Here is a 22,757-nt window from a genome sequence, read left to right as displayed (position 1 = left end):
CGGCGCCGTCCGGGGCGGCACTGCCCACGGCAGCGGCCGCCGCGAGCCGCCGCGCGGTGAGCAGCGGGTCGGGTCGGAGCAGCCCGAGGAGTACGACGGAAGCCAGCACGAACGCCGCCGCGCTGAACGCGAACGGGCCGGCCAGCGGTGGCAGCCCCCAACCGGTGGTGACGCGGTCGGCCAGGGCGGCGAAGTTCGGCGCGGCCACCGCCCCGATGGTGGTGGCCCAGACGATCAGCGAGAGCTGGCGCCCCCGGCGAGCCGGCTCGGCGAGGTCCACCGCCGTGTAGCGGGCCTGCAGGTTCGCGGCGGTGCCCCCGCCGAAGAGCAGCATGCCCAGAAAGAGCAGCGGCACCGAGCGGGTCGCCGCCGCCAGCACCACCAGGACGCCGCCGACGGCGCCCACGGCGTACGCCAGCACCAGGCCGGGACGACGGCCGTGCCGCGCCATGATCCGGGTGACCGGAACGGCGAGCAGCGCCGCACCGACCACCCCGGCGCTCTGCGCGACGCCCGCCACCGCGGTGCCGGCGACCCGGGCGGCGAGCAGCGCGCCGACGGAGATCCCGATGGTCACACCGACGCCGCCGATGATCTGGGTGGTGAAGAGCAGCCGCATGGTGCGCCGCTGGATCGGCGCGACGTCGAGCCGGGCGGCGGTACGCGGCACGGTCAGATCGGTGGCCATCGGCGCTCCTCAGCAGGGGTGTGACCCCCATCCTTACGCACCCACACGCCGCCCCACCGCCCGCCACCAGCCCCACCGCTCACGGCCCGCCGCCGGTCGGTCAGCCGGCCATCACCCGCTGGTGCAGGGACGACACCGCCGAACGGGCCGCCACGAACGCGCCGTGCTGCCAGGCCACCTCGTGGCTCAGCCAGTCCCCGGCGAAGTAGACCCGTCCGGCCGGCTGGAGCAGCAGGTTGTATCCGGCGGTGCCGTAGCGGGGCGAGGTCCAGGCGCCCTCGAGGTAGCGGGTCCGGTCCCAGGCGTGGGAGTACGAGGTGACCAGCTCGCTGCGGTACTTGTCGCCGTGGATCTTCGCGCCCTGGCTGACCGCCCGCTCCCGGCGCTGCTCGGGGGTGAGCCCGCTGTACGCCCGGGCGTTCGCCCCGGTGTTGTAGTAGCCGACGACCAGGCCGCGCTTGCCGTGGAAGCCGTAGGACGGGTACCAGATGTGCGACAGGTCCAGGTCGGTCTCGGTGATGCCGCCGTAGATCCGCTGGTCGGTCTCCCACCAGCGGCTGCGGTACTCCAGGCCGATCTTGCCGGCGGCGGTGACCGGGAAGTCGGCCAGGGCGGCGGTCACCCCGGCGCCGAGGTTGTGCGGCACCCGGGCCATCAGGTGCGGCGGCAGCGCCGCCACGCAGTAGTCGGCGGTGATCTGCGACTGCCGGCCGCCCTGCCGGTAGGTCACCTCGACCTGGCTGCCCCGGTCGGTCACTCCGGTCACCTCGGCGTTGAGTCGGATCCGGTGCCCGCCCACGGCCTTGGCGAGGGCGCGCGGGATCTGGTCCATGCCGCCGACCGGCTGGAACATCAGCATCGCCTGGTCGTAGCCGAACTCGAAGGAGAAGTACCGGCCCACGTTGCTGGCGAAGACGTCGGAGAGCGCCGGCGGCGTGCCGAGCAGCGTTCCCACCTCGTTGCCGGCGCCGGGGTACGCGGAGAACCCGCGACGGTTGGTCCCGGTGTACGCCCAGTCGCTGGTACGCCCGCCGATCGCGCCGAAGCTCTGCAGGAACGACAGCAGCCGGTCCCGGTCCTCGGTGGTGAGCCGTGCGTCCAGCGCGCCCTGGTCGGTGGCCTTCGCGAGCAGTTCCGAGACGTAGCCGTACACGTCGGCCTTGGCCGTGCGGTAGCGGATCGGCTCGGTCATCCCGGCGGACTCGTTGTAGATCCAGGCGTCGGCGTTCTGGTTGGTGAAGACCTCGATGGGTACGCCGAGCTCCCGGCAGTAGTCCATGGTGACCATCCACTGTGCGATCCGGCCCGGGCCGGCGTTGAAGTAGACGCCGTCGGAGAAGCCCGCCCGCTGGGTGTGCCCGTCGAGGTCGGTCTCGACGTCGCCACCACGGATGGTCAGGTTCCGCCCGCCGACGCGGTGCCGCGCCTCCAGGATCGTGCAGTGGTAGCCCGCCTTGCCCAGCTCGTACGCGGTGGTGAGCCCCGCGATGCCGCCGCCGAGCACGACGACGCTGGCCCCGGACCGGCCGGTCAGGGTGAAGTCGGACCGCTCGGGCGCCCGGAACGCCGGGGTCACCGACGCGGCGGCGCTGGGCGCGAGGCCCATGGCTCCCATCGTGGCGAGCATCGCTCCGGCACCGCCGCTGACCCCGACCGCGCGCAGGAACCCGCGCCGGCTCACCGTCGACTGCGTCTGATCGCTCATGAACGCCTCCCCTACAAGATCGACTCAGGTGAGTCTGCAGAGGACCTGTTACGTGGATCACGCAACGCCGTTTCCGGCAGGTATCGCCTCCCGGCCCGGCGGCGATGGCGGTTTCCGACGGGGACGACGACGCTCAGGGCAGTGGAGGTACGCCGAGCACGGTCAGCCGGCGAGGGCGCGAGCGGCGACGGTGAGGTCGGCGACGAGACCCTCGTACGCCTTGTCCTGGTCGTCGGCGCGCAGCACCGCGGACGGGTGGATGGTCGCCAGCAGCCGGGCCGGCGGGGCGTCGGCCCGCTTTCCGGCGCTGTCCACCGGCACCTGGGTGAAGTCCTCCGGGTGCTGGGCGGACGCGGGCCAGGGCAGCAGCTCGCCGCGCTGTCTGGTCACCCGGAAGGACGGGCCGAGCAGCGCCTTGGCGGCGGTGGCGCCGAGCACCACGACGATCTCCGGGTCGAGCCGGGCGAACTCGGCGACCAACCAGGGCCGGCAGGCGGTGATGTGCACCCGGTCCGGGGTCTGGTGGATGCGCCGCTTGCCGCGCAGCTCGAAGCGGAAGTGCTTCACCGCGTTCGTCAGATAGATCTGCGCCGGGTCGAGCCCGGCGTCGTCGACGGCCTTGCGCAACAGCCGACCGGCGGGACCGACGAAGGGCAGGCCCTTCTGGTCCTCCATGTCGCCGGGCTGCTCCCCGACGAGCACCACGCGGGCGCTCTCGTCGCCCCGGCCGAAGACGGTCTGGGTGGCGTCCCGGTACAGCTCACAGCCCCGGCAGCCGCCCGCTGCCGTGCGGAGCTCGTCGATGGTGTCGGCGTCGGGCGGGATGAACCGCTGCGCGCCGGGAGCGTTGTCGGTCTGCTCGGCCATGCCGACTGTTATATACCCGTTCGATATCCCCTGCCGGGTACGCCCGGGTCAGCCGCGCCCGGGCCGCGTCAGTAGCCGTTGCCGCCTCCGCCGCCGCCGCAGGACGCGAGGGCGATCAGCACGATGATGATCACGATGATGGCGACCGCGATCGCGATCCACAGTCCCCTACGGTTTCCGTTTGCAGCCATGGTCAGGCACCTCCGGCGGCCCGCATACCCACCCCACTCGCTCCGAATCACCGCGATTCCCCCTTTTACCGACGGAAGGTTTCGGGGGCGCCTCAGATGGCGAAGCCCGACGGAGGGGAGGGGTGGACGGCGCGGGCCAGCGCGGCGGCCAGCGGGGTCAGCTCCTCGACGGCGAGCGAACTGACGGTGATGCGCAGGGCGGGCGGGGCGGCGATCCGGTAGAGGGTGCCGGGCGCCACCGCCCAGCCGGCGTCCCGCAACGCGGTGAGCGCGCTGGTCTCGTCCGGCACCGGAAGCCAGACGTTGATGCCGCTGCGGCCGTGCGCGGCCAGGCCGTGCGCGGCGAGCGCCACCAGCAGGCCCTCGCGCCGCAGTTCGTAGCTCTGCGCCGCCCGCCGGATCAGCTCGTCGACCGCCGGATCCCGCCAGAGGGCGAGCACCAGCCGTTGCAGCACGGTGGACACCCAGCCGGCGCCGACCCGCGTCCGGCCGGTCACCCGGGCGACTGTGGTCTCGTCGCCGGCCAGCACCGCCAGCCGTAGGTCAGGGCCGAAGGGCTTGCTCACCGACCGCACGAAGGCCCAGCTCCCGGTCGCGCCGGCAAGCGGGTGCAGGGGTACGCGAGCCAGCTCGGCGGCGTGGTCGTCCTCGATGAGCAGCAGGTCCCGCCGGCCGGCGAGCAGTGCGCGCAGCTCCTGGGCGCGGGCGGCGGAGACGGCGGCGCCGGTCGGGTTCTGCGCCCGGCTGGTGACCACGAGCGCCCGCGCGCCGGCGGCCAGGGCGGCAGCCACCCCGGCCACCAGTGGGCCGTCGTCGTCCAGCGGCACGCCGATCGGCCGCAGCCCGAGGGCGGCGACCAGGTCGAGCAGGTTGGCCCAGCCGGGATCCTCCACCGCCACCGCGTCGCCGGGACGCAGGTGGGCGCCGAGCAGCCGTTCGATGCCGTCCAGCGCGCCGCCGGTGAGGGTGAGGTCCCCGGCGGGCACGCCGTCGGCGCTCAACCGGGCACGGGCGGCCTCGGCCAGCTCCGGGAGCACGCCGGCCTGCGAGTAGCCGACCGGCGGACCGGCGTCGGCGGCGAGCGCGGCCAGGTGCGGGCCGATCGGGGGCAGCAGGCGGGGGTCGGGCTCGCCCCGGGACAGGTCGCGGGCGTCGGGCAGCGGCGCGGGACGCAGCGCGGAGCGGCGGGCGGCCACCGGTGGGCGCGGACGGACACGGGTGCCGTGCCGGCCGGCGGTGGCCAGCACGCCGCGCTGGCGCAGCTCCCGGTAGGCGCGGGCGACAGTGGCCGGACTGACGCCCAGCTCGGCCGCGAGGGCCCGCACCGGCGGCAGGGCGGCGCCGGGTGGCAGGGCGCCGGCCCGGATGCCCGACTCGATGCTGGCCGAAATCTCGACGGCCGTGGTCCCACTGAACTGATAGCGTGCTGACACAAACAGGAGATTGTACTAGAACAAAGGGGCGTCCATGTATCCACCCACCGCCCGCACCACTCCCACCCGCTCGCGCGACCGGATGAGCTACGACCGGGAGGCCGCGCACGCCGTGCTCGACGAGGCGTACCACTGCGCGCTCGGCTTCACCGTCGACGGCGAGCCCCGGGTGCTGCCCACCCTGCACGTCCGCATCGGCGACACCCTCTACCTGCACGGGTCCACCGGCAGCCGGCCGCTGCTCGCCGCCCGGGGCGACGGGCTGCCCGTCTGCGTCACGGTGACAGTCCTCGACGGGCTGGTCTACGCGCGCTCGCAGTTCCACCACAGCGCCAACTACCGCTCGGTGGTCGCGCTGGGCACCGCCCACCTGGTCACCGACGAGCGCGAGAAGAGCGCCATGCTCACCGCGCTCGTCGACAAGGTGGGCGCGGGCCGCAGCGCGGACAGCCGCCCGCCGAACCGCCGCGAGCTGGCCGAGACCGCCGTACTGGCGCTGCCGCTGCGGGAGGTGTCCGTCCGGTCCCGCACCGGCGGGGTCCGCGAGGACGAGGCCGACCTGCACCTGCCGCACTGGGCCGGCGTACTGCCGTTGCGGCTGACCGCCGGCCAGCCGCAACCCGCCACCGGGGTCACCGCGCCCCTGCCGGCGTACCTGCGGGCGGCGCGTACGCCCTGGCACGACCCGGCCCCGCTGCACGGCGAGCACGTCCTGCTGGAGCCGCTGGACCTGGCCCACGCCGACGACCTGCACACCGCCACCGCCGACGACGACGTCTGGCGGCACCTCACCGTCACACGGCCCACCGAGCCGGCCGGAACCGCCGCGGTGGTCGCCTCCGCGCTGGACGCCCAGCAGCGCGGCGAGCGGGTGCCCTGGGTGCAGCGCTGCGCGGTGACCGGGGCGGTGGTCGGCACCACGTCCTACTACGAGATCGACCCGGAACGGCGGTCGGTGGCGATCGGGCACACCTTCCTCGGCCGGCCGTGGTGGCGTACCGGGATCAACACCGAGGCCAAGCTGCTGCTGCTCGGCCGGGCCTTCGACGACCTGGGCGCGGTGCGGGTCGCCTGGCACACCGACATCCGCAACGTCCGGTCGCAGGCGGCCATCGAACGGCTCGGCGCGACCCGGGAGGGGGTGCTGCGCATGCACCGCCAGCGTCCGGACGGCTCGTGGCGGGACACCGTGCAGTACGCGATGACCGTCGACGAGTGGCCGAACGCACAGGCCAGGCTGCGAGAAAGACTTCTGCGGACGGCACCGGTGGCGTGATGATGGCGGGCGTGCTGGGGATCACCGACATCTGGACGTACGTGCTGGGCACCGTGGCCATCATCCTGCTGCCCGGGCCGAACTCGCTCTTCGTGCTCTCCACCGCCGCCAAGCGGGGTGTGGGCGTCGGCTACCGGGCCGCGGCCGGGGTGTTCGTCGGCGACGGGGTCCTGATGATCCTGTCCGCCGCCGGGGTGGCGTCGCTGCTCAAGGCGTACCCGCCGCTGTTCCTGGTGATCAAGTACGCCGGAGCCGCGTACCTCGGTTATGTCGGGGTGACCATGCTGCTCGGCGCCGTGCGGCGCTGGCGCGACCGCAACGACCCGGGCACGCCGCGGCTCATCGACGCCGCGGAGCCGGCGCAGATGCGCAGCCCGTTCCGCAAGGCGCTGGTGATCAGCCTGCTGAACCCGAAGGCGATCCTGTTCTTCATCTCGTTCTTCATCCAGTTCGTCGACCCGGACTACGCCTGGCCGGCGCTGTCGTTCCTGCTGCTCGGCCTGATCGCCCAGGTCACCAGCGCGCTCTACCTGACCGCGCTGATCTTCGCGGGCACGTTCCTGGCCACCCAGTTCCGCAGGCGTCGCCGCCTCGCCGTGGGCGGCACCACCGCCGTGGCAGCCCTCTTCCTCGCCTTCAGCCTCAAGCTCGCCACCGCAAGCGCCGGCTGACCCCGCTCAGGTCCCGTCGCCTCCGCCGGAGCCGCCGCCGCCGACGCCGGCGCCTCCCGCGGTGCCGCCCAGGCCGTAGCCGGGTTTGATCGGCTCGTCGGGGTGGCGGCTGACGTGGGCGGACCCGCTGATGTTCGCGGACCAGTCGGCGTGCGCGGCGGCCGCGGCGTGCCTGTTGATCGCCTGACGTATCCAGCCGTCCACGGTGGCGACCCAGTCCCGCTGCCCGGCGTCCGCGTGCCAGATCCGGAACCGGCTGATGCTCTGGTGGGTGATCCCGGCCAGTGACAGCCGACGGTCCAGCCAGATGATCACCTCCAGGCCCGCCGAGTTCGTCACGAAGATCAGTTCCAGCTCGGTGATCGGGCCGGCGTAGAGCGGGCCCACCCAGTAGCCCCACCGCTGGTGCAGCGGCAGGGTGTGCTCCACCCCCGGCAGACCGCCCTCCTGCAACCCGGCCTGGCGGATCAGGAAGCCCAGCGTGCCCAGCGCCGCCAGCACGTGCTGCTGGGTGGGGATCGGGTGCACCAGGACGGGCACCATGGCCCCCTGGTCCCGATCCGGGTCGACGGACACCTCGGTCCGCAGACCCATCCGCAGGCTCAGCAACGGCACCCCGCCGAACGTGGTCAACGGGGTCTCCCACGGCAGTGGCAGGGCGAAGTCGACAGCCCGCCGCCGACCCGCCGGCACGACGAACCGCCCGGCGATCGGCACCTGGTGAAACTGCATGAGCCGCCGAGGGCCGGCCGGGTCGTCCGGCTCGACGGTGGTGACCAGGCCGAGCCGGATGTGGCGTACGAGCACGTCGTCCGGCCCGGCGGCGACTGTCACCCGCCCCGGCAGACGCAGGCCCGGACGGGTGCTCGGGTTCGGCAGCGTGGTCTGCACGGACAGCCCGGTCCCGCCGGACTCCCGAGACACCCCCGTCAACCGCACCGCGCGCCCCCTCGCGGACGGGGCCCCGCCGGCCCCGGACCAGCCGCGCCTACCCGGAAGCGGTCATCTCAAGCCCACCGACCGGCCCGGCCGCGCCGAGCGGCACGGCCGGGTCGACACGTCAGCGAAGTCGCCGCCCGCGCGGCACCGTGTCGGTCTCGTCGTCGAACTCGCCGATGACCTCCTCCAGCAGGTCCTCCAGGGCGACGAAGCCGATCGGGCGGGTCGGGCCGCCGCCGTTGCGGACCAGCGCGAGCTGGGACTGCCGGGCACGCATCGCGGCCACCGCCTCGGTGACCGAGGACGTCGCCGGGAGGGTGAACGCCGGCGTCATCAGCTCCCCGGCGGTGGCGGCCCGGCCGGTGGTGACCACCCGCACCGCCTCCCGGACGTGCACCAGGCCACAAACGTCGCCGCCGGTGTCCAGGACCGCCAGCCGCGACCTGCCGCTGTCCCGGCTGACCTGCTCGATCCGCTCGGCCGGGTCGTCGCGCCGGACGGTGACCATGGTGGCGAACGGCTCCATCACCTGCGCCACCGACGTGCCCTGCAACTCCAGCATGCTGGTGAGCAGTTGGTGCTGCTCGGCGCCGAGCAACCCGTGTTCGCGGGACTGCTCCAGCAGCATGCGCAGCTCGTCCGGGCCGTGCACCTGGGCCAACTGATCCTGCTGGTTGACGCCGACCAGGCGCAGGATCGCGTTGGCCAGCGCGTTCAACGCCGACAGCACCGGCCGGGACACCCGGGCGAACGCCCGGAACGGCAGCGCGAGCAGCGTCGCCGAACGCTCGGCGTCGGTGATCGCCCACGACTTCGGCGCCATCTCCCCCACCACCAGGTGCAGGAAGGTCACCAGGCCGAGGGCGAAGACCAGGGCGACCACGTGACTGGCCGCGTCGGGCAGCCCCACCGCGTGCAGCAACGGGCTGATCAGGTGCTCGATCGCCGGCTCGGCCAGCGCGCCGAGCCCCAGGGTGCACAGCGTGATGCCCAACTGCGCCCCGGCCAGCATCAGCGACAGCTCGCGGACACCGTCCAGCGCCGCCCGGGCCGCCCGGCCGCCGCTGGCCGCCGCCTGCTCCAGCCGGTACCGCTTGCTGGCCACCAGGGCGAACTCGGCGGCCACGAAGAACCCGTTCAGCGCCAGCAGGATCCCCGAGCTGAACAGCGCGATGCCCGGGCTCACGCGGTCACCCCCGGGGTGCTCAGTTGCAGCCGTACCGAGTCGGCGACGTGCCGGTCCACGGCGAGCACCTCGACCAGGGCCCGCGGCTCCTCCTCGCCGTCGTCGACCTCGACACCCTCGGGCAGCAGGCTGATCTCCAGCCGGTCGCCGACCTCCGGCACCCGGCCCAGCTCGCGCATGACCAGCCCGGACAGCGTGTCGTACTCCGGGGCCTCGGGCAGCGCGATGCCGGTGCTGTCGGCGACCTCGTCGATCCGCCAGCGGGCCGGCACCACCCAGGACCCGTCGTCCTGCCGGGCGGGCGCGCGCTCCGGCGGGTCGTCCTCGTCCCGGATCGGGCCGACCAGCTCCTCCGCGATGTCCTCAAGCGTGATCACGCCGGCGAAGCCGCCGTACTCGTCCACCACGCAGGCCATCTGCCGGTGCCCGGACCGCAGGCGGTCCAGCACCGTGGGCAGGGGCAGGGTCTCCGGTACGAGCAGCGGCGGCCCCGCCACCGCGCTCACCGGGGTGGTGGCCCGCTCCCCCGGCGGTACGCCGAGCACGTCGGCGATCCCGACGATGCCGATCAGGTCGTCGACGCCCTCCGCGCCCCGCACCGGGAAGCGGGAGTGGCCGGTGTCCAGCAGCTCGACGACGCGGCTGACGGGCTCGTGCGCCCGGACGGTGTGCACGTCGACGCGCGGCACCATGGCCTCACCGGCGGTCAGCTCGCGGAAGTCGAGCCCCCGGTCGAGCAGCGTGGACATCTCGGCGTCCAGGCTGCCCTCCTCGCGGGACTCGGCGATGATCTGTTCCAGGTCGGCCGGGGTGGCGCCGCTGGGCAGCTCCTCGATCGGCTCGATGCCGACCCGGCGCAGCAGACGCACCGACGCCTGGTCGAAGAGCCGGATCAGCGGCCCGGCGACGGCCAGGTAGATCAGGGTGGACCGGCTCAGCGCCCGGGCGAGTGGCTCGGCCCGGGCGATCGCGAGGTTCTTCGGGGCCAGCTCGCCGAGGACCATCTGGACCACGGTGGCGATGACCAGGGCCAGCGCCACCGACAGCGGCAGGCTCACCGACTCGCGGAGGCCGGCGACGCCGAACAGGTCGGCGAGGCCGCCACCGAGGTACGGCTCGGCGACGTAGCCGACGAGCAGGGCGGTGACGGTGATGCCGAGTTGTGCGCCGGAGAGCACGAAGGAGAGCCGGCTGGTGACGGTGAGGGCCCGGGCGGCGGCCTGGTCGCCGTCGTCGGCGAGCTGGCGCAGCTTGCCCCGGTCCACGGCGACGTAGCCGAACTCCTGCGCCACGAAGTAACCGGTGGCGGCGGTGAGCACGATGATCAAGAGAAGGCCGACGACGATCAGCACCTGTCGCTCAGGGCTCCCGTGGCCGTCGGGACGGGGATATGCCGGGCACGACCCGGCTGGCTACTGCTGCCCTCCTGGGCAGAAGAGTCGATCATGCTGCCATTTTATCGGTGCTGGCTGGGACTCCGCTGAGGGTGGGCCGAAGGCGTCGATCGTCCGGTTCACCCCGGCTGGGCGTGGCCGTCGCCGGATCCGCCGCCGGTCGGACGCTCGGCCAGCTCGTCGGCGTCGAGCAGGCTCCGGTCGAGCCGGCCGGACCGGTACGCGGCCCGGCCGATCATCTGTGCCGCGACCGGCGCGGTGGCCAACTGGAAGACCGCCACCAGCAGGATCACGCCGAGGTCGGCCGGGGACCGCAGCCGCAGCGCGATGCCGAGCAGCAGCAGGAGCACCCCGAGCACCTGGGGCTTGGTGGCCGCGTGCATCCGGGAGAGCGCGTCCGGGAAGCGGAGCACACCGATACCGGCGGCCAGGGCGAGCAGCGCGCCGGCCACCAGACAGGCCGCGCCGAGCCAGTCGGCGACCACTCCGATCACGCCTGCTCCCGGACGGCAAAGCGCACCAGCGACACCGAGCCGACGAAGCCGAGGAGGGAGAGCACCACAAGCACGGGCAGCGTGGTGGCGTGCCGGTTGACGGCCGCCTCCGCGCCCACCGCGCCGACCATGGTGGCGAGCAGCATGTCCGCGGCGATCACCCGGTCCAGCAGTGACGGGCCCCGGTAGAGCCGGATCAACGCGAGCAGCGCGGTCACCGACAGCAGGGCGGTGAGGACGACGGCCAGGAACGTGATCATTGGGAGTTTCCCTTCTCGGCGGGATCGGGCTCGACGCGGCGTAGCTCGGCGGCACTGCCCACCGCCCGGACGATCCGTCGCTCGACGTCGAGGGTGCGTTCCCGGGAGAGGGCCAGGTCCGCCGGCGCGTGGGTGTCCAGCACGTGCAGGTAGAGCGTCGAGGTGTCCCGATCCACCTCGATGATCAGCGTGCCGGGCACCAGCGAGACCGCCTCGGCGGTGAGCGCCAGGTTCAGGTCGGTGGGAACCCGCAGCGTCACGGCGATGATCGCCCCGCGCGGCCGGTAGCCGGGCTGCACGGCGATCCGGGCGACGTGCAGGCTCGCGCTGACCAGTTCCACGACGAACCGGCAGGCGAACGCCAGCAGCGCGCCGGGTCGCAGCCGGCCGCCGAAGCTGACCGCGGGCAGCGGAAAGAACAGCAGCACCGCGCTGCCCACCAGCAGGCCGCCGATCAGGTTGCCCACGTTGACGTCGCCCCAGAGCAGGATCCAGACCACCACCAGCCAGCCCAACGCCAGCGCCTGGTCACGCCAGCGCCCGAACCGGCCGCGGGGTGGCGTGGGCGGTCCGGGGGCGGCACCGGCCTCGGTCACGGCGTGCCGCCCGGCAGCACGGCGCGCACGTACGGGGTGCGTGAGAGCAGGTCGGTGGCCGCGTCGGCGGTGACGTCGAAGAGCGGTCCGGCCAGCACGGTGAGCGTCAGCCCGAACGCGACCAGGGCGACGGTGGCGCCGACCATCAGGGTGGGCAGCCGGACGGCGGGCTCGGTGGCGGCGATCCGGGGCGCCCGCCAGAACGCGATGTTCCACACCCGGGAGGCCACGTACAGGGTGAGCAGGCTGGTCAGCGTGCCGGCCGCCACCAGCGTCGCGGGCAGCGCCCCGCCGGCCGCCACACCGGCCTGGAGCAGGCCGAGCTTGCCGAGGAACCCGGAGAACGGCGGCACCCCGGCGAGGTTCATCGCCGGGACGAAGAACAGGACGCCGAGCAGGGGCGCCATCCGGGCCAGCCCGCCGAGCCGGCGCAGGTCGGTGCTGCCGGCCCGCTCCTCGACCAGGCCGGCCACCAGGAACAGCGTGGTCTGGATGGTGATGTGGTGCACCACGTAGAAGATCGCGCCGGCGAGGCCGGCCGCGGTGCTCAACGCCACCCCGAAGATCATGTAGCCGATGTGGCTGACCAGGGTGAACGAGAAGAGCCGCTTCATGTCCGACTGCGCCACCGCGCCGAGGATGCCGACCACCATGGTCAGCCCGGCGACGACCATCAGCAGACCGTCGACCTGGCCGCCGGGGAACAGCAACGTCTCGGTACGGATGATCGCGTACACACCGACCTTGGTGAGCAGCCCCGCGAACACGGCGGTGACCGGGGCCGGGGCCGTGGGATAGCTGTCCGGCAGCCAGGCCGACAGCGGGAAGACCGCCGCCTTGATCGCGAACGCGAGCAGCAGCATCAGTTGCAGGGCCAACCGGACGTTGTCCGGCAGGTCGTCGAGGCGCTGAGCGAGCTGCGCCAGGTTGAGCGTCCCGGTGGCCGCGTACACCAGCCCCACCGCCGCCAGGAAGATCATCGAGGAGAGGATGCTGACCACCACGTACGTCGACCCGGTGCGGATGCGCGTCTCGGTGCCGCCCAGCGTGATCAGCACGAAGCTGGCCGCCAGCAGGATCTCGAAGCCGACGAACAGGTTGAACAGGTCGCCCGCCAGGAACGCGTTGGTGACGCCCGCGGTGAGCACCAGGTACGTCGGGTGGAAGATGACCACCGGCGCGCTCTCGCTCGTCTCGCTGCGACCCTGGCCGATCGAGTAGAGCAGCACGCAGAGGGTCACCGCCGAGGACACCACAAGCATCAGCGCGGCCAACTGGTCGGCTACCAGCACGATGCCGACCGGCGGCGGCCACCCGCCGATCGCGAGCACCACCGGCCCGTGCCGGTACGCCTGCACCAGCAGCACCACCGCGACGGTGAACGTGACAGTCAGACAGAGCACGCTCACCGCACGCTGCACCCGGGGGCGGGTGGCCAGCAGCAGGGTCAGCGCCGCGCCGAGCAGCGGCACCACCACCGGCAGCGGCAGGAGCCGGCTCACGACGGCCTCCGCGACGACCCGTTCACCGCGGCCCGTCCCCTCTGCCGCGTCGCAGCCGACGGCGGGCCGGCTCCGGATCGACCTGCTCCGGGTCGCCGTTCGGACCCTCCCCGCCGTGGTCGACGGCGCCCGCCTCGTTGCGCCCGGCCCGGCGGATGATCTGCCGGTCCTCCAGATCGTCGGGTACCTCGTCGTCGCCGGTGAGATACCAGCTCCGGTACGCCACGGCGAGCAGGAACGCGGTAAACCCGAACGTGATCACGATGGCGGTCAGCACCATCGCCTGCGGCAGCGGATCACTCATCTCGTCCACCGGTCCGGTGCCCACGACCGGCGCGCCACCGGACCGGCCGCCCAGCAGGATCAACAGGTTGACCCCGTTGCCGAGCAGGATCACGCCCAGCAGGATGCGGGTGAGGCTGCGCTCCAGCAGCAGGATCACCCCGCACCCGACCAGCACCGCGACGGCGAGTACCAGCACCATCGTGGGTCCGGCGTCGCTGGCCGTCACCGAACGACCTCCGTTCGCGGGGCGCTCACGATCGGCCGCCCTTGTCGACGGCCAGACCGCCGCCGGCCGTGTCGGTGGCCTCGATGTGCCGGTCCACCTCGGCGCCGAGGCTGCGCAGGATGTCCAGCATCAGCCCGATCACGATCAGGTACACGCCGATGTCGAAGAAGAGCGACGTGACGAGGTGGACCTCGCCGATCAGCGGCAGGGACAGGTCGAGCTTGGCGCTCTGCAGCACCGACCCGCCGGCCAGCAGCGCCACCGCGCCGGTGCCCACCGCCAGCGCCAGCCCCGCCCCGAGGATCAGGCCGGCGCCCACCGGGGCGGCCTCGGTCAGCTCGTACCGGCCGCCGGCCAGGTAGCGGACCACAAGCGCGAGGCCGGCCACCAGGCCGCCGGCGAACCCGCCGCCCGGCGCGTTGTGCCCGGAGAAGAGCAGGAACAGCGAGAACAGCGCCACGGTGTGGAAGATCAGCCGGGTGACCACCTCCAGCACGATCGACCGCCGCTCCTCGTAGAGGGTCGGGCCGCCCCGCAACCAGACCGGCCGGTCGGAGCGGACCGCCCGGTCGGCCGACTCCGGTCGGCGCGGTCGCGGCCCGGTGCGGGACCTCTCGAAGATCAGGCTGGCCACCCCGGTCGCGGCCACCACAAGCACCGCCACCTCCCCCATCGTGTCCCAGGCCCGGATGTCGACGAGGGTCACGTTGACGACGTTACGGCCGTACCCCTCGCTCACCGCCAGGTCGGGGAAGGCAGCGGAGATGTCCGGCGCGCGACGGGCGCCGGCCGCGACGAGCGCGAGACCGCCCGCCACCACGCCCATCGTCACGCCGATCAGCCGGCGGACCCATCGACTGCGACGAAGCGGACGGGCCGAGAAGCGCTCCGGCAGGCGGCGCAGCACCAGCACGAACACCGCGATGGTCGCGGTCTCCACCAGGAACTGGGTGAGGGCGAGATCCGGTGCGCCGTGCAGGATGAACAGCATGGCCGTGCCATAGCCGGTCATGCCCACCAGCAGCATCGCGGTCAACCGCCGGCGGGCGCGGACCGCGAGCAGCGCGGCCACCGCGATCACCACCACGACCACCGGTTGCAGCGGGTTGTCCCAGAGCGGCAGCCGGGCCCGCCACGGCCCGGCGGCGAGCATCGCCCCACCGGGCAGCAGCACGAGGGTGACCAGGATGATGCCGAGGTACTGCGGCAGGGAGCCCCGCTGGGTCGCGCCGGTCACCTCGATGGCGAGCCGGTCGAACCGGTCCACGACCCACTCGTACCCCTGGTTGCCGCCGACCGGCGCGCGGAGCCGGGCCAGCACCGGGGCGAGCGGCCCCCGCAGCGCGAAGAGCAGTCCGCCGCCGGCCAGCGCCAGCACGGACAGACCGAGCGCCGCGGTCGGCCCGGGCCAGAGCGTCAGGTGCCCATCGAGGACGCCGAGCAGTTCGGCGTACGGGCTGAGCAGGCCGTCCAGCACTCCGGCGGCGGGGCCGGCGAGCAGCCCGACGACGGCGAGCACGGCCGGGGGGACCAGCATCGACGCGGGGATCGGCGCAGGCTGGACCGGTTCGACGCCCGGCCGGTCGGCGAACGCGCCCCAGAGGAAACGGGCGCTGTACGCGACGGTGAGCACCGTCCCGGCGACCAGTCCGGTGAGGAGCAGCGGGTCGTCGGTGAACGCCGCGAACACCGCCTCCTTGGCGACGAAGCCGACCAACGGCGGTACGCCGGCCATCGACGCCGCCGCCAGCACCGCGACGCCGAACAACGGCCGCGACCAACGCCGCAGTCCGGACAGCTCGCGGAGATCGCGGGTGCCGGCGCCGTGGTCGATGATGCCGACGACCAGGAACAGCGCCGCCTTGAACAGGGCGTGCGCCAGCAGCATCGCCGTGCCGGCGAGCGCGGCGGCCGGGGTGCCCGCCCCGGTCACCGCGACCAGCAGGCCCAACTGGCTGACCGTCCCGTACGCCAGCAGCAGTTTCAGGTCGTTCTGCCGCAGCGCCGCCCAGCCGCCGACGAGCATGGTGGCCACGCCGGCGATGAGCACCACGGGCCGCCACGGGCCGACAGTGGCGAGCACCGGCGCGAGCAGGCCGACCAGGTAGACGCCCGCCTTGACCATGGCGGCGGCGTGCAGGTACGCGCTGACCGGGGTGGGCGCCGCCATCGCGACCGGCAGCCAGGAGCTGAACGGCAGCACCGCCGACTTGGACAGGGCCCCGGCCAGGATCAGCAGCACCGCCGTGATCAGGTAGCCGCCGCCGGGCAGCGGGTGGGTGGCGATCTCCGACCAGCGGTAGCTGCCGGCGTGCTCACCGAGCAGGATGAACCCGACAAGCATGGCCAGCCCGCCCAGCGTGGTGACTGTCAACGCCTGCGCCGCCGCCCACCGGCTGGACCGTCGTTCGGTGCTGTGCCCGATCAGCAGGTACGAGAAGATCGTCGTCAGCTCCCAGCCGACGTAGAGCAGCAGCAGGTCGTCGGCGAGGACCAGGACCAGCATCGCGCCGGCGAACGCGACCAGGACGGCGGCGAACTGCGCCATCCCGGGCGCGTCCGCGTCGAAGTACCGGGCGCTGTAGACAAGCACCAGCGCGCCGACGCCACCGATCAACAGGGTCAGGAGCCAGGACAGCGTGGTGAGGCGCAGCGCGATGTCGAGGCCCAACTGTCCGATCCACGGGTACGTCTCGACCACCGCGCCCCCGTGACCGACGGCCGGGGTGCGGGCCAGCGCCCAGCCGAACGCGGCGGCCGGCGCGAGCGCCAGCGGATAGCACGCGCGCGGACCCCACCACCGGACGAGCAGCGGCGCGGCGAGGGCCGCCACGAGGTGGAGGATGAGCAGTACCAGCACCCGCACTCCCGATCGAGGTGGCCGACGCCCGTACAGCGGTGGCGCCTGACAGCGATCAGACGCCAGATCGTCGCCGACCGGGCGGTTTTGCCGGAATTCGCCCTCTATGGCTCGCGGTGTGCGGCCCTGCGGAGTGCGGCCGTGCGGCCTGCGCGGCGTGCGGCCTGCGGCGTGCGGCGTGCGGCGTGCGGCGTGCGGTCAGCGCAGCAGGGCGTCGCCGGGGGTCAGCGCGTCGTCGAGATCGGCGCTCTCCAGGTGCAGCTCGGTCAGCAGGTCGACGCGGCCGAGCTGGCGGGCGACCTTTGCGACGACCCGCTCCGCGACGGCAAGCGACCGCATCGAGAGCAGCCGGCCGCGGCTCTCCCGGCGGAGCACGAAATAGTGCACGGCGACGCGGACCTGCCCCCGGTCGGCGGCGCTGGCCTGGGCGGTGGAGACGACCAACTCCCGCAGGCAGCGGGCGAGGCGTTCGGCGAGCTCCAACTCGGGCCCGTGCAGACCGCCGCGGAGCGTGGCGAGGTGACTGTCGACCTTGCGGATCAGCACATCGGTGCCGGGTTCGACGTGTCGCGGCTCGCCGGTCATCCGATCCCCTCCACCCGGTTCGCGTTGCGGGTGAAGTTACTTTATGTTGCTCCGTACAAGCAAGCAGTTAAGTGAGACTTAACGTATTAATGGCGCATCCATCGCTTTTTACGTTCAGCCCGGCACGTTCCGCCGTGGGTCGTTCGTGGTTGTCGTACCGGCGGGGCAGGATGGATCGGTGACCGGGGGAGATGCGGACAGGGGCGGGGTGCTCGACGGGTTCGGCCCGGCCACCCGCGCCTGGTTCGACGCCGCCTTCGCCGCGCCCACCGCCGCCCAGACCGGCGCCTGGCGATCCGTCGCCGCCGGCCGCAACGCCCTCGTCGTCGCGCCCACCGGCTCCGGCAAGACGCTCGCGGCCTTCCTCTGGTCGCTGGACCGCCTGGCCCGCGAGCCGGCGCCGGCCGAAGCGCGGCAGCGGTGCCGGGTGCTCTACGTCAGCCCCCTCAAGGCTCTCGCCGTCGACGTGGAGCGCAACCTGCGCGCCCCACTGGCCGGCATCCGGCAGGCGGCGACCCGGCTCGGCGTCACCCCCCCGGACATCACCGTCGGCATGCGCACCGGCGACACCCCGGCCGACGAACGACGGGCCTTCGCCCGCACCCCACCGGACATCCTCATCACCACGCCCGAGTCCCTCTTCCTGCTCCTCACCTCCGCCGCTCGGGACTCGCTGCGCGGCGTCCAGACGGTGATCGTCGACGAGGTGCACGCGGTGGCCGGCAGCAAGCGCGGCGCCCACCTCGCCCTCTCGCTGGAACGCCTCGACGAGCTGCTGCCCGCGCCGGCGCAACGGATCGGCCTCTCCGCCACCGTCCGGCCGATCGACGCCTGCGCCCGGTTCCTCGGCGGCGCTCGGCCGGTCGACGTCGTGCAGCCGGCCACGGCGAAGACCATCGAGGTCAGCGTCCAGGTCCCCGTGGAGGACATGACCCGCCTGGACGAGCAGGAGCAGCCCCCGGAGGATTCCCTCGGCGGTCCCGGGCCACGCCGCGCCTCGATCTGGCCGGCCGTCGAGGAGCGGGTCTTCACGCTCATCGGGCAACACCGTTCCACAATCGTCTTCACCAACTCCCGCCGCAGCGCCGAGCGCCTGTGCGCCCGCCTCAACGAGCTGGCCGCCGAGCAGGTGGCCGCCGCATCGGTCGCCAGCGCGGTCGCCGACGGCACCACAGCCAACGGCGCATCGGGCGACGCCGGCACTCCGGGCGTCGGCCTGTCGGCAGACGGCACAGCGGGCGACGGTTGGTCGGGCGAGGGCCCCCTCGGCGTACCGCAGGGGTGGTCGTCGGGTGACGAGCCGGCGGCGGACGGCGGCCCGGCGTCGGGCGCGCAGCGGTGGGGCGGCCCCGCCGGTCCGTTGCGCAACCGCCCGCCGGCCGAGGTGATGGCCCAGTCCGGCGCGGCCACCGGCGCCGCGCCCGTGATCGCCCGCGCGCACCACGGCAGCGTCTCGCGGGAGGAGCGCAAGCACATCGAGGAGGCGCTCAAGTCCGGCCAGCTCCCGGCGGTGGTGGCCACCTCCAGTCTGGAGCTGGGCATCGACATGGGCGCTGTCGACCTGGTGGTGCAGATCGAGGCCCCACCGAGCGTCGCCGCCGGTCTGCAACGCGTCGGCCGGGCCGGGCACCAGGTGGGGGCGGTCTCCCGCGGGGTGGTCTTCCCCAAGCATCGCGGCGATCTGCTGTCCTGCGCGGTCGTCGCCGAACGGATGACCGACGGCGCGATCGAGGAGCTGCACTACCCGCGCAACCCCCTGGACGTGCTGGCCCAGCAGATCGTCGCCATGGTGGCCCTGGAGCCGTGGCGGGTCGGCGACCTCGCCGTGCTGGTCCGCCGGGCCGCGCCCTTCAACGAGCTGCCCGACTCCGCGCTGCACGCCGTACTGGACATGCTCTCCGGCCGCTACCCGTCCACCGCGTTCGCCGAGCTGCGACCCCGGCTGGTCTGGGACCGGGCCAGTGACCTGCTCACCGGCCGCCCCGGCGCGCAGCGGCTGGCCGTGACAAGCGGCGGCACCATCCCCGACCGGGGCCTGTTCGGGGTCTTCCTGGCCGGCGCCGAGCGGGCCGCCCGGGTCGGCGAGCTGGACGAGGAGATGGTCTACGAGTCGCGGGTCGGCGACGTCTTCCTGCTCGGCTCCTCGTCCTGGCGCATCGAGGAGATCACCCCGGACCGGGTGCTGGTCTCCCCCGCGCCCGGCCAGGCCGCCCGGATGCCGTTCTGGAAGGGCGACCAGCTGGGCCGCCCGGTCGAGCTGGGCCGGGCCATCGGCGCCCGGGTGCGCACCCTGCTGCGGATGAGCGACGAGGCGGCACTGACCGCGCTGCGCGACGGCGGCCTGGACGACTGGGCCGCCGCCAACCTGATGGCGTACCTGCGCGACCAGCGGGAGGCCACCCGCTCGCTGCCCGACGACCGCACCATCGTGGTCGAGCGGTTCCGCGACGAGCTGGGTGACTGGCGACTCGCCGTGCACAGCGTCCTCGGCGCGCGGGTCAACGGGCCGTGGGCGCTCGCCGTGGGCCGCCGGCTGGCCGAGCGGTACGGGGTGGACGCCCAGGTGATGCCCTCCGACGACGGAATCGTGGTGCGCCTGCCCGACACCGCCGACGAGCCGCCCGGCGCCGACGTGGTGGTCTTCGAGCCGGACGAGATCACCCAGCTGGTGGAGGAGTCGGTCGGCACCTCCGCGCTGTTCGCCGCCCGTTTCCGGGAGTGCGCCGCCCGCTCGCTGCTGCTGCCCCGCCGCGACCCGCGCCGCCGCCAGCCGCTCTGGCAGCAGCGCCAACGCGCCGCGCAACTGCTCGACGTGGCCCGCGAGTACGCCGACTTCCCGGTCACCCTGGAGGCCGCCCGGGAGTGCCTCCAGGACGTCTTCGACCAGCCGGCGCTGGCCGGGCTGATGCGCGACCTGGCGGCCCGCAAGGTCCGACTGGTCGAGGTGGAGACCAACGCGCCGTCCCCGTTCGCCCGGTCGCTGCTCTTCGGCTACGTCGGCGCGTTCCTCTACGAGGGCGACGCCCCGCTCGCCGAGCGCCGAGCCGCCGCCCTCGCACTGGACTCCACGCTCCTCGGCGAGCTGCTCGGCCGGGTCGACCTGCGCGAGCTGCTGGATCCGGCGGTACTCGCCGAGACCGACAGGCAACTGCGGTGGCTGACCGACCAACGCCGCCCGCGCGACGCGGAGGACGTGGTCGAGCTGCTGCGGGTGCTCGGCGACCTGAGCGACACCGAGTTGACCGAGCGGGGGGTGCCGGAGGGCTGGCTGACCGAGTTGGAGGCCACCCGCCGGGTGCTGCGGGTCCGCATCGCCGGCGAGCAGCGCTGGGTGGGCATCGAGGACGCCGCCCGGCTGCGCGACGCCCTCGGGGTGGCGCTGCCGGTCGGGGTGGCCGAGGCGTACCTCGCTCCGGTGGCCGACCCGCTGGGCGACCTGGTGGCCCGCTACGCCCGCACCCACGGGCCGTTCGCCGCCGCGAGTTGCGCGGCCCGTTTCGGCCTCGGTGTGTTCGTCGTCGAGCAGGCGCTGCGCCGCCTCGCCGCCACCGGCCGCGTCGTCTCCGGGGAGTTCACGCCGGACACGGCCGGCGCCCAGTGGTGCGACGCCGAGGTGCTGCGGATGCTGCGCCGCCGTTCGCTCGCCGCGCTGCGGCGGGAGATCGAGCCGGTGCCGCCCCGGGCGCTTGCCACGTTCCTGCCCCGCTGGCAGCAGGTCGGCTCGTCCTCCCGGGGTGTGGAGGCGCTCGCCGCGACGGTGGAGCAGTTGCAGGGCGCGGCGGTTCCGGCGTCCGCGCTGGAACGGCTGGTGCTGCCCGGCCGGGTCGCCGACTACTCCCCTGCCCAACTCGACGAGCTGTGCGCCAGCGGTGAGGTGCTCTGGGCCGGGTCGGGGGCGATCTCCGGGGGCGACGGCTGGGTCACCCTGGCGTACGCGGACGCCGCGCCGCTGCTGCTCCCGCCGCCCGACGAGGCGCTTACCCGCACCCCGCTGCACGACGCGGTGCTCGACGCGCTCGGCGACGGGCAGGCGCTGTTCTTCCGGGCGCTGGCCGACCGGGTCGGCTCCACCGACGACGCCGCCCTCACCGGGGTGATCTGGGATCTGGTGTGGGCGGGGCACCTCACCAACGACACCCTCGCCCCGCTGCGGGCGGTGCTCGGCGCCGGTGGCGCGCACCGGTCGCGGCCCTCCGCGCCGCGCACCCGCTACCGGCGGCCCGGTCGGGTGGCGCTGCCCACCCGGGGCGGTCCACCGACCGTCGCCGGCCGCTGGTCCCGGCTACCGGAGCGGGACCTCGACCCGACCCGGCGGGCCGCCGCCCTCGCCGACGTGCTGCTGGAGCGGCACGGGGTGGTCACCCGGGGCGCGGTCATGGCCGAGCAGGTGGTCGGCGGGTTCGCCGCGGTCTACCCGGTGCTGTCGGCGTTGGAGGAGCGCGGCGCGGCCCGCCGGGGCTACTTCGTCGAGGGCCTCGGCGCGGCGCAGTTCGCGGTGCCCGGCGCGGTGGACCGGCTCCGCGCGCTTGCCGACCCCGCCGACGGTGGTCGTGGTCGGGGCGCCCCCGCCACGGTGCTGGCCGCCACCGACCCGGCCAACCCGTACGGCGCGGCGCTGCCCTGGCCGGAACGCGTCGTCGACTCCGGTGACGGGGCCGCCCCCGCGACGGGGCACCGGGCCGGCCGCAAGGCGGGTGCCCTCGTGGTGCAGGTCGGCGGTGACCTGGTGCTGTACGTGGAACGCGGCGGACGGACCCTGCTCTCCTTCACCGACGACGCCGAGACTCTCGCGGCGGCCGGCAAGGCGCTCGCCGACGCGGTCCACTCCGGAGCGTTGGGCGCGATGTCGGTGGAGCGGGCCGACGGCGAGGGAGTGCACTCGTCGCCGCTCGGTGACGCGCTGACCGCCGCCGGCTTCCGGGCCACCCCGCGCGGCCTGCGCCTGCGCGGCTGACCCACCCGCGCATCGTCGAGAGGACGGACCGCCGCCGTCACCCGGACGACCACCCACCCCAGGCCACCACCGCCATGCAGCCACCGCCGCCGGCCGCCGGCCGGCGGCCGGCGGCCGGGGATCGGCTGCGGCGGTCAGTGGAGGCTGTTGAGGGCCTTCTCGTAGCGCGGGCGGTCGGCTGCCGGAGTCTTCGCCTCGAGGTAGTTGAGCACGACCGCGCCGCGCCGGTACGACTGGCCACCCCAGGTCTCGGCGATGTCGCCGGCGCTTGTCTCGTCCGGGAACACGTAGACGGTGACGCCGTCGGTGGCGACGATCTCGGAACAGCCCAGGCCCAGGCCGTCCGGTCCACAGTCCACCGAGCGGTCCTTCGGGTGTGTCACGCGCAGCCCGGCGACCCGGAACGCGTCGACCACCTGCCGAGCGCCCGGGGCGCCGGGCGGGCGCGGGGGCAGCACCACCGGCGGTGGGCTGGCCGGCCTGCGCTCGATCGGCCCCTGGGGCGGCGCGGACGGCACGGCGGACGGCGGGACCGGCGGGGCCGGGCTGCCCGGGGCCTGGGTGACACCGGCGGGGCTGGACGGGGCCGGCGACGGCGTCGGCGCGCTCGCGAGGCCGCTGGCCGCCGGTGCCGGCGAGGCCGAC

17 protein-coding genes and 2 pseudogenes are annotated in these 22,757 nt (G+C 74.1%); 3 read left to right on the top strand and 16 right to left on the bottom strand.

The genetic code is table 11. The features are described 5' to 3' along the window. The 5 genes and pseudogenes from MILUP08_RS08920 to MILUP08_RS08905 form a co-directional block, all read right to left on the bottom strand. A pseudogene (locus tag MILUP08_RS08920) lies at positions 1-688 on the bottom strand (MFS transporter); the annotation flags it as partial. Between the two features lie 100 nt (positions 689-788). Beyond that, entirely contained in the window at positions 789-2,393 is a 1,605-nt protein-coding gene (locus tag MILUP08_RS08915; protein ID WP_007456794.1) for an FAD-dependent oxidoreductase, read from the bottom strand. Positions 2,394-2,555: 162 nt separating this feature from the next. Then, on the bottom strand, positions 2,556-3,260 hold the full coding sequence (locus MILUP08_RS08910; RefSeq protein WP_007456793.1) for a UdgX family uracil-DNA binding protein: 705 nt from the start codon (positions 3,258-3,260) through the stop codon (positions 2,556-2,558). A gap of 68 nt (positions 3,261-3,328) precedes the next feature. Further along, positions 3,329-3,451 carry a hypothetical protein gene (locus tag MILUP08_RS37075; RefSeq protein ID WP_007456791.1) on the bottom strand — a complete coding sequence of 41 codons (123 nt, stop codon included), beginning with the start codon at positions 3,449-3,451 and terminating at the stop codon, positions 3,329-3,331. A gap of 92 nt (positions 3,452-3,543) precedes the next feature. Further along, complete coding sequence (locus MILUP08_RS08905; protein ID WP_007456789.1) at positions 3,544-4,884, bottom strand: aminotransferase class I/II-fold pyridoxal phosphate-dependent enzyme; 1,341 nt, start codon at positions 4,882-4,884, stop codon at positions 3,544-3,546. 34 nt (positions 4,885-4,918) lie between these two features. Here MILUP08_RS08905 and MILUP08_RS08900 point away from each other — a divergent pair, with 34 nt between their 5' ends. Together MILUP08_RS08900 and leuE are read left to right on the top strand one after the other, a co-directional pair. Beyond that, entirely contained in the window at positions 4,919-6,160 is a 1,242-nt protein-coding gene (locus MILUP08_RS08900; RefSeq protein WP_007456787.1) for a bifunctional pyridoxamine 5'-phosphate oxidase family protein/GNAT family N-acetyltransferase, read from the top strand. Continuing rightward, positions 6,160-6,831: a leucine efflux protein LeuE gene (gene leuE, locus MILUP08_RS08895; protein ID WP_039905671.1), complete on the top strand. Its 672-nt coding sequence runs from the start codon at positions 6,160-6,162 to the stop codon at positions 6,829-6,831. The genes MILUP08_RS08900 and leuE overlap by 1 nt, the downstream gene beginning before the upstream one ends. 6 nt (positions 6,832-6,837) lie before the next feature. Here the strand turns inward: leuE and MILUP08_RS08890 are convergent, their stop codons facing one another. From MILUP08_RS08890 to MILUP08_RS08845, 10 genes are all read right to left on the bottom strand, one after another. After that, on the bottom strand, positions 6,838-7,770 hold the full coding sequence (locus MILUP08_RS08890) for a sporulation protein (protein WP_007456783.1): 933 nt from the start codon (positions 7,768-7,770) through the stop codon (positions 6,838-6,840). A gap of 121 nt (positions 7,771-7,891) precedes the next feature. Continuing rightward, positions 7,892-8,956: a hemolysin family protein gene (locus MILUP08_RS08885; RefSeq protein WP_007456781.1), complete on the bottom strand. Its 1,065-nt coding sequence runs from the start codon at positions 8,954-8,956 to the stop codon at positions 7,892-7,894. Continuing rightward, positions 8,953-10,308 carry a hemolysin family protein gene (locus MILUP08_RS08880; protein ID WP_007456780.1) on the bottom strand — a complete coding sequence of 452 codons (1,356 nt, stop codon included), beginning with the start codon at positions 10,306-10,308 and terminating at the stop codon, positions 8,953-8,955. The genes MILUP08_RS08885 and MILUP08_RS08880 overlap by 4 nt, the downstream gene beginning before the upstream one ends. A gap of 161 nt (positions 10,309-10,469) precedes the next feature. Continuing rightward, entirely contained in the window at positions 10,470-10,841 is a 372-nt protein-coding gene (mnhG, locus tag MILUP08_RS08875) for a monovalent cation/H(+) antiporter subunit G (RefSeq protein WP_039907505.1), read from the bottom strand. Then, positions 10,841-11,104, bottom strand: a complete 264-nt coding sequence (locus MILUP08_RS08870; RefSeq protein WP_007456778.1) for an MrpF/PhaF family protein — start codon at positions 11,102-11,104, stop codon at positions 10,841-10,843. Before MILUP08_RS08870 ends, mnhG begins: the two co-directional genes overlap by 1 nt. Beyond that, positions 11,101-11,700 carry a Na+/H+ antiporter subunit E gene (locus MILUP08_RS08865; RefSeq protein ID WP_007456777.1) on the bottom strand — a complete coding sequence of 200 codons (600 nt, stop codon included), beginning with the start codon at positions 11,698-11,700 and terminating at the stop codon, positions 11,101-11,103. Before MILUP08_RS08865 ends, MILUP08_RS08870 begins: the two co-directional genes overlap by 4 nt. Then, positions 11,697-13,202 carry a Na+/H+ antiporter subunit D gene (locus MILUP08_RS08860; RefSeq protein WP_007456776.1) on the bottom strand — a complete coding sequence of 502 codons (1,506 nt, stop codon included), beginning with the start codon at positions 13,200-13,202 and terminating at the stop codon, positions 11,697-11,699. The genes MILUP08_RS08865 and MILUP08_RS08860 overlap by 4 nt, the downstream gene beginning before the upstream one ends. A gap of 22 nt (positions 13,203-13,224) precedes the next feature. Then, on the bottom strand, positions 13,225-13,713 hold the full coding sequence (locus MILUP08_RS08855) for a Na(+)/H(+) antiporter subunit C (RefSeq protein WP_007456775.1): 489 nt from the start codon (positions 13,711-13,713) through the stop codon (positions 13,225-13,227). 25 nt (positions 13,714-13,738) lie between these two features. Next, a complete protein-coding gene (locus MILUP08_RS08850) occupies positions 13,739-16,573 on the bottom strand; it encodes a Na+/H+ antiporter subunit A (protein ID WP_007456774.1) in 2,835 nt (944 codons plus the stop codon). 198 nt (positions 16,574-16,771) lie between these two features. Next, positions 16,772-17,158: a hypothetical protein gene (locus MILUP08_RS08845; RefSeq protein WP_007456773.1), complete on the bottom strand. Its 387-nt coding sequence runs from the start codon at positions 17,156-17,158 to the stop codon at positions 16,772-16,774. Between the two features lie 178 nt (positions 17,159-17,336). Between MILUP08_RS08845 and MILUP08_RS08840 the strand changes: the two genes are divergently transcribed. Next, on the top strand, positions 17,337-22,112 hold the full coding sequence (locus MILUP08_RS08840; protein WP_007456772.1) for an Lhr family helicase: 4,776 nt from the start codon (positions 17,337-17,339) through the stop codon (positions 22,110-22,112). Positions 22,113-22,246: 134 nt separating this feature from the next. Here MILUP08_RS08840 and MILUP08_RS35805 read toward each other — a convergent pair. Next, positions 22,247-22,757: pseudogene (locus tag MILUP08_RS35805) on the bottom strand (hypothetical protein); the annotation flags it as partial.

This window comes from Micromonospora lupini str. Lupac 08 (assembly GCF_000297395.2).
GTDB classification, from domain to species: Bacteria; Actinomycetota; Actinomycetes; order Mycobacteriales; family Micromonosporaceae; genus Micromonospora; species Micromonospora lupini.
The sequence above is the reverse complement of the archived record's forward strand: the minus strand, read 5'-3'. Positions and strand labels throughout refer to the sequence as shown.

Bases quoted from the DNA above. Each gene is read 5' to 3' on its own strand.
- MILUP08_RS08915 (WP_007456794.1), bottom strand. From the start codon at position 2,393: ATGAGCGATCAGACGCAGTCGACGGTGAGCCGGCGCGGGTTCCTGCGC.
- MILUP08_RS08910 (WP_007456793.1), bottom strand. From the start codon at position 3,260: ATGGCCGAGCAGACCGACAACGCTCCCGGCGCGCAGCGGTTCATCCCG.
- MILUP08_RS37075 (WP_007456791.1), bottom strand. From the start codon at position 3,451: ATGGCTGCAAACGGAAACCGTAGGGGACTGTGGATCGCGATCGCGGTC.
- MILUP08_RS08900 (WP_007456787.1), top strand. From the start codon at position 4,919: ATGTATCCACCCACCGCCCGCACCACTCCCACCCGCTCGCGCGACCGG.
- leuE (WP_039905671.1), top strand. From the start codon at position 6,160: ATGATGGCGGGCGTGCTGGGGATCACCGACATCTGGACGTACGTGCTG.
- MILUP08_RS08870 (WP_007456778.1), bottom strand. From the start codon at position 11,104: ATGATCACGTTCCTGGCCGTCGTCCTCACCGCCCTGCTGTCGGTGACC.
- MILUP08_RS08845 (WP_007456773.1), bottom strand. From the start codon at position 17,158: ATGACCGGCGAGCCGCGACACGTCGAACCCGGCACCGATGTGCTGATC.